The following is a 6126-nucleotide window of genomic DNA, read 5'->3' on the forward strand; positions in this document are numbered from 1 at the left end:
GACAGGCGTCGTGGCCGGAGTCGGCGCTACCACCGCCTCGGCGGACGACCCGGTCATCGCGTCGAAGTCGCTGTTGTCCGACCCGAAGTCGCCCGACGGATCGCATATCGCCAAGGCCACCTACAAGGACGATCGCAGCATCCGGCTGTACGTCTACTCGGCGGCGATGAACCGCACCTTCCCCGTCGATGTGCAGCGCCCGGCCGATGCCTCGGTGCCGCGCCCGACCCTGTATCTGCTCAATGGCGCCGGCGGCGGCGAGGACGACGCCTCGTGGCAGAAGAAGACCGATATCGTCAACGGTTTCCTGGCCGACAAGAACGTCAACGTCGTACAGCCCATCGGTGGCAAGTGGAGCTACTACACCGATTGGCTGAAGGACGACCCGACCCTGGGCCGCAACAAGTGGAAGACCTTCTTCACCGAGGAGCTGCCGCCGCTGATCGACGGTGCGCTGGGCACCAACGGCGTGAATGCCATTGCCGGCCTGTCCACTTCGGGTACCTCGGTCCTGAATCTGGCGATCGCCAAGCCGGGCCTGTACAAGTCGGTCGCCGCGTATTCCGGTTGCGCCGAGACCAGTTCGCCGGTGGGTCGCGAAGCGATCAAACTGACCGTCAACACCTGGGGCGGCGGCGATGTGCGGAACATGTACGGCGAGGACGACAATCCGGCCTGGCAGGACAACGACCCGCTGCTGCACGCGGAGGCGCTGCGCGGGCTGAACCTGTACATCTCCTCCGGTAACGGTCTGCCCGGCCAGTGGGACACCCTCAACGGCCCCTACACGCTGCCCGGCGCCTACGGCCTCGGAAATCAGCTCGTGGTCGGCGGCGTGATCGAGGCGGCGACCAACTACTGCAGCCACAACCTGCAGACCAAGCTGAACTCGCTGAACATCCCCGCCACCTACAACTTCCGGGATTCCGGCACCCACTCGTGGGGCTACTGGCACGACGACTTCCTCGACTCCTGGCCGCTCCTGGCCCGCGGTCTGGGCATCTGACCGCCTCGTACGAACCACCGAATCCGCCTCGATCGCCGCAGCGCTCGGGGCGGATTCGCCGTTTACGAAGGGTTGGCTCGAAGAAAAGTTCGGGTACCCGTAAAATAATTTTCATGGACACGATCACCGTGGCGGCCCGGCCGACGATGCGCTTCCGGCTGCGGTCGATCGCGGTGCTGCTGGGCCCGGCGTTCGTGGCGGCGATCGCCTACGTCGATCCCGGCAATGTGGCCTCCAACATCAGCGCCGGCGCCCAGTACGGCTACCTGCTGATGTGGGTGGTCGTGATGGCGAACGTGATGGCCGCGCTGGTGCAGTACCTCTCGGCGAAACTCGGTGTGGTGACCGGTCGTTCGCTGCCCCAGATCGTGCGGGAGCGCGCCGGACGGCCGGTGCGGCTCGCCTACTGGGCGCAGGCCGAATTGACCGCGATGGCAACCGATCTCGCCGAGGTCGTGGGCGGGGCCATCGCGCTGCACCTGCTGTTCGGACTGCCGCTGTTGCTGGGTGGGGTGATCACCGGCACGGTGTCGATGGGGCTGCTGGCGGTGCAGAACCGACGCGGGCAGCAACCGTTCGAACGGGTCATCATCGGCCTGCTCGCGATCATCGCGGTCGGGTTCCTGGCCGGGGTGGTGATCTCGCCGCCCTCGCCGTCCGGCGTCGCGGCCGGGCTGGTGCCGCGTTTCGACGGCGCGCAGAGCGTCCTGCTGGCGGCCGCGATGATCGGCGCCACCGTGATGCCGCACGCCATCTACCTGCATTCCGGACTCACCCGGGACCGGCACGGCCGGACCGAGCCCGGCCCGCGGCGCAGCCGCCTGCTGCGGGCCACCCGGGTGGACGTGGGGCTGGCGATGATCATCGCCGGTGCGGTCAATCTGGCCATGCTGCTGATGGCCGCCGCCACCCTCGGCGGCCGCGATATCGACTCGATCGAATCCGCGCATTCCGCCGTTCGAGAGGTGCTGGGGCCCTGGGCCGCTCTGCTCCTGGCCGTGGCCCTGCTCGCCTCCGGCCTGGCCTCCACCTCGGTCGGCGCCTACGCGGGCGCGATGATCATGGACGGTCTGCTGCGTCGCAAGATCCCGCTGCTGATCCGTCGCGTGGTCACCCTCATCCCCGCCCTGTTCATCCTCGCCGCCGGCGTCGACCCCACGCGCGCTCTGATCGTGTCGCAGGTGGTGCTGTCGTTCGGCATCCCGTTCGCCCTGATCCCACTGGTGCGATTCACCGGAGACCGGGAGTTGATGGGGGACGACGTGAACCACCGGGCGACGACCTCCGCGGCGTGGGTGATCGCCGCCGTCATCAGTGCGCTGAATCTGCTGCTGATCTGGTTGACGGTCACCGGAAACTGACGGGCCGGGTCTACGGTTTCGGCTCGAGTGCCGCTTGGACACCCGGTCCGGCGCAGATGCATGTTCTCGCCCCGGCGACCGGGGCTGCTCGCACCGGTGAGCTGCCTACCGGAGTGATCTGTTACGGTGTGACCCGATGACTACCGGGACGGCATTGCGCCACACGCGGATTGGTTACCCGGTGCTGTTCTGAGCGCCGTGCGGGCCGGAGGTGGCCCGCTTGTCGAGCGCGGATTCCGCGGTTCCGCGCGAGCTCCGCCCTTTTGTCGTAGTGATTCCGAGATCTCAACTACGACACAAGGATTCGACGATGAAGACAATCAATACCCGCTCGGTCGATGTACGGACACCCGATGGTGTCGCCGACACATATATCGCCAGTCCCGACGACGGCGCCGCCCATCCGGCTGTGCTGGTGATCCAGGACGGCTTCGGACTGCGACCGAGCCTGCGGGCGCTGGCAGATCGTATCGCCACCCACGGTTACACCGTCATGCTCCCGAACGCCTATTACCGGCGCGGGCGGGCACCGGTCGTCGAACTGCCGGACTTCATCGACCCCGTGCAGCGGCCGGAGATCTTCCACGAGGTCTTTCCGATGATCCGCGAACTGACACCGGAACGACTGCGCTCCGATGTCGGCGCCTACCTCGCGTGGCTAGCGGCGTCGCCGCTGGTCACCGCCGGAAAGGTCGGCGTCACCGGCTACTGCATGGGAGCGCGGCTGGCGGTACTGGCCGCCGCCATGTTCGGCGACCGGATCGGGGCGGTGGCCGGATTCCATGGCGGCCCGCTGGTGACCGACACCCCCGACAGTCCACACCTGATCGTCGGAAACATCACCGGTGAGCTGTATTTCGCGCACGCGGGCGACGACGACCACATGACCCCGGAACATATCGCCCGCTTCGATCGGGCTCTCACGGCTGCCGGTGTCCGGTACCGCACGGAGGTCTACGAGGGAGCCCAGCACGGCTTCACGCAGGCCGACACCTCCGCCTACGACGCCGATGCGGCCGAACGGCACTACGGCGAACTGGTGGCACTGTTCGACCGCACACTGCGAGGGTGACCGAGGGATTCGTGCCGGAGCGCGACTCGGCTCGCGAGCTGTGCTGCCGGGGCGCCACGGTCGCTGTCTCACCACGTCGGCGAAGCTATTGGCGCGCGACGATGCGTCTTGCCTGGTCGAAAAGGGTGCGGCAACTGGAAAGCCGGTTCGCGTCCGAGTTCTGCGCTGATAGAGTTCGAACATGCATTCGAGTGGGGGTGAGATTGCGGAGCAGGTAGTGGGACCGCTGTCGGCTGCGGTCTCCGACCTGCTCGAGCGATCGCTGGTGCCGTTGTCGGACGGCGATCTCGTCGAGGTGATGCGGGGTGTGGAGCGCTGCGCCCGTCGGTTGGCCGCGATGCAGCATCGGTTGTTGATCGAGGCGGAGGAGCGGTCCATCCCGGCGCGGTGCGGGGTGAAATCCGTGAAGCGTTTTCTGATGGAAACGTTGCGCTTGTCGAGTGCGGAGGCGGGCAGTCGGGTGAACGCCGCCCGCTGGGTGGGCACCTTCCGAGGCCTCGACGGCGAACTGCGGGAGCCGCATTTGTCCTGCACTGCAGAGGCTTTGGCGCACGGCGCGGTCTCGATCGACCATGTGCGCGGGATCGCGCAGGTGATGAACCGGGTGCCCGGCGCGGTCTCGGAGGCGGATCGCGAAGCGGCCGAGCAATTGCTCGCCGAATTCGCGCGGTCGGGATCGCCGGACGATATCGCGAAGGTCGGTGATCGGATCCTGGCGTATCTGGATCCGGACGGCCGGCTCAGCAACGACCGGGACCGTGCCCGCATGCGCGGCATCATGATCGGTCGGCAACGGCCCGACGGGATGTCCCCGATCCGTGGCGATATCGATCCGGTGATGCGGGCCCTGCTCGACCCACTGCTGGCGAAGTATGCTCGGCCGGGGGTGTGCAATCCGGAGGACCCGTCGAGTCCGGCCGCCGATATCGACGGCGTGGATCCGGCGGTGTTGGCCGCGGCCGCGCGGGCCGACCATCGCAGCACCGCCCAGCGCAATCACGACGCGCTGACCACCATCCTTCGATCGGGGCTGGTTGCCGAGGACCTCGGGCGCCACCGCGGCATGCCGGTGACCACTGTCCTGACGATGAAACTCGAAGATTTGGAAAAGGATTCGGGGGTCGCGACCACCGCCACCGGTGGTGTGGTGCCCATCCGGGAGGCGCTGCGACTGGCCGAACGATCGCGTCCCTATCTCGCGGTGTTCGACCATGCCGGGCTCCCGCTTCACCTGGGCAGAATGAAGCGGCTGGCATCCCGTGCGCAGCGGTTGGCGCTGATCGCCGCGCTGCGCGGTTGCTCCCGCCCCGGCTGTGACGCGCCCGCGAGTCTCTGTGCGGTGCACCATATTCGGGACTACCGCGCCGGTGGACACACGGACATCGAGAACCTCGTCCTGGCCTGCGACGCCTGCCATGGCTTGATTCACGATGGCCCGGGCGGCTGGAAAACCGTGGTGGCAGACCGGCATTCCCCGTTTCCGGGGAGAACGGCCTGGATCGCGCCCGAGCACATCGATCCCAGTCGCACGCCCCGGGTGAATCACCGCCACCGCGCCGGCGAACTACTCGCCGCGATACTCACCCGCATCCACCTCCGCGATGAGCGGGACCGCGAGAGACGTCGACGGCACCGGCCACAACCGGAGCCGCGCTCCCGGCCGCCCTCCGACGCCGGCGCGGCGTGACCACCGGTTCTGCGGTCGCGGCTCCTCCGTCGCAAGGGAGCCGGCCGCCTTGCCCGGGGTGGGGTCCATCGGAAGCCGGGTGCGCACCTGACGACCCGGAATATTCCGCGAGGATCGGTAGGCGAAACACGCTGGGGGAGAAGGGAACTAGAAGTATGTTCGTTGAAACTGCGGCTCACCGGTTTCTCGATGCCGTACCATTCGCCAGCGCACATCGTCCGCCGCATTCGCCTTTGCCCCCTTGGGTTTCGATCTGTGGGTGGATTCGGCCGACTCGGGCTCCACATGCACCGCGCCGGGGGAGGGTACGGGAGAGCGCGCATACATCAGCACGACCGAACCGCTCCGCCAGTTCGAACGCCCCTGGCGAGTGGTGGACGTTCATCAGTGGGGCGAAGGACGGCGAGTTCGACAAGGGATAGCGGCGGCGGCAGTGCGGCAGTTGGCCTTCCATGGTGTCCCTCGAAGGGACCACTATGCCGCGATCTAGTGACAATTGCGAGGGCGTGGAGATGAATGATCACGGGGCGGCGCGCCGGGAGGTCCGTCGACGACTTCGCGGGTGGCCGTGGGCGATCTGAGTCCGGCTCTGCGGTTTGCTGGTCGGTCGCCCTCGGTTCCCGCTGAGTGGCAGCTGCCGGCCGAGCCCTGTCCGGGCTGGCCGCGAAGTATCTCTCTGGGATAGGGTCGCCTCGTGCGGGGGAGAGTCGATGGCGTTCCCAGCGGCACGGTGAACAGGAGGGGCCAATTCATGCAGCTCGAGTTCGGCCGACGCGCTGGCGTGCGCCGTATGGCGTGCGTTGCCGGCGCAGTGGTTTCGATTGGAATGCTGGTGGCGACGACCGGTTGTTCGGATGATTCGTCGTCGGCGCAGACCGAGAAAACTACGACAACGGCGGCAAGTGTCGCTCCGGTTTCATCGCCGCCGGCCTCGAATACTGCATGGAATCCTTGCTCCATCCCTGACTCCGATATTGCTGCGGCGGGGTTGAATCCGGCT

Annotated in this window: 4 protein-coding genes and 1 pseudogene; all 5 read left to right on the forward strand. The window is 67.2% G+C overall.

Annotated elements, in window-relative coordinates; genetic code table 11:
* Positions 1 to 10: 10 nt before the first annotated feature.
* The gene (locus ON37_RS03745) at positions 11 to 1006 is read left to right on the forward strand and encodes an alpha/beta hydrolase (protein ID WP_174362064.1); all 996 of its coding nucleotides are present in this window, start codon (positions 11 to 13) and stop codon (positions 1004 to 1006) included.
* A gap of 146 nt (positions 1007 to 1152) precedes the next feature.
* On the forward strand, positions 1153 to 2367 hold the full coding sequence (locus ON37_RS03750) for an Nramp family divalent metal transporter (protein WP_040716707.1): 1215 nt from the start codon (positions 1153 to 1155) through the stop codon (positions 2365 to 2367).
* Positions 2368 to 2677: 310 nt separating this feature from the next.
* Entirely contained in the window at positions 2678 to 3439 is a 762-nt protein-coding gene (locus tag ON37_RS03755; RefSeq protein WP_040716692.1) for a dienelactone hydrolase family protein, read from the forward strand.
* Between the two features lie 181 nt (positions 3440 to 3620).
* On the forward strand, positions 3621 to 5126 hold the full coding sequence (locus ON37_RS03760) for an HNH endonuclease signature motif containing protein (RefSeq protein ID WP_083892705.1): 1506 nt from the start codon (positions 3621 to 3623) through the stop codon (positions 5124 to 5126).
* Positions 5127 to 5877: 751 nt separating this feature from the next.
* Positions 5878 to 6126, forward strand: a pseudogene (locus tag ON37_RS33765) (hypothetical protein); the annotation flags it as partial.

It is taken from the genome of Nocardia veterana NBRC 100344 (assembly GCF_000308855.1).
Lineage (GTDB): Bacteria > Actinomycetota > Actinomycetes > Mycobacteriales > Mycobacteriaceae > Nocardia > Nocardia veterana.

Excerpts from the sequence above, each read along its gene's own strand:
- ON37_RS03750 (WP_040716707.1), top strand. The coding sequence starts at position 1,153 with ATGCGCTTCCGGCTGCGGTCGATCGCGGTGCTGCTGGGCCCGGCGTTC.
- ON37_RS03755 (WP_040716692.1), top strand. The coding sequence starts at position 2,678 with ATGAAGACAATCAATACCCGCTCGGTCGATGTACGGACACCCGATGGT.
- ON37_RS03760 (WP_083892705.1), top strand. The coding sequence starts at position 3,621 with ATGCATTCGAGTGGGGGTGAGATTGCGGAGCAGGTAGTGGGACCGCTG.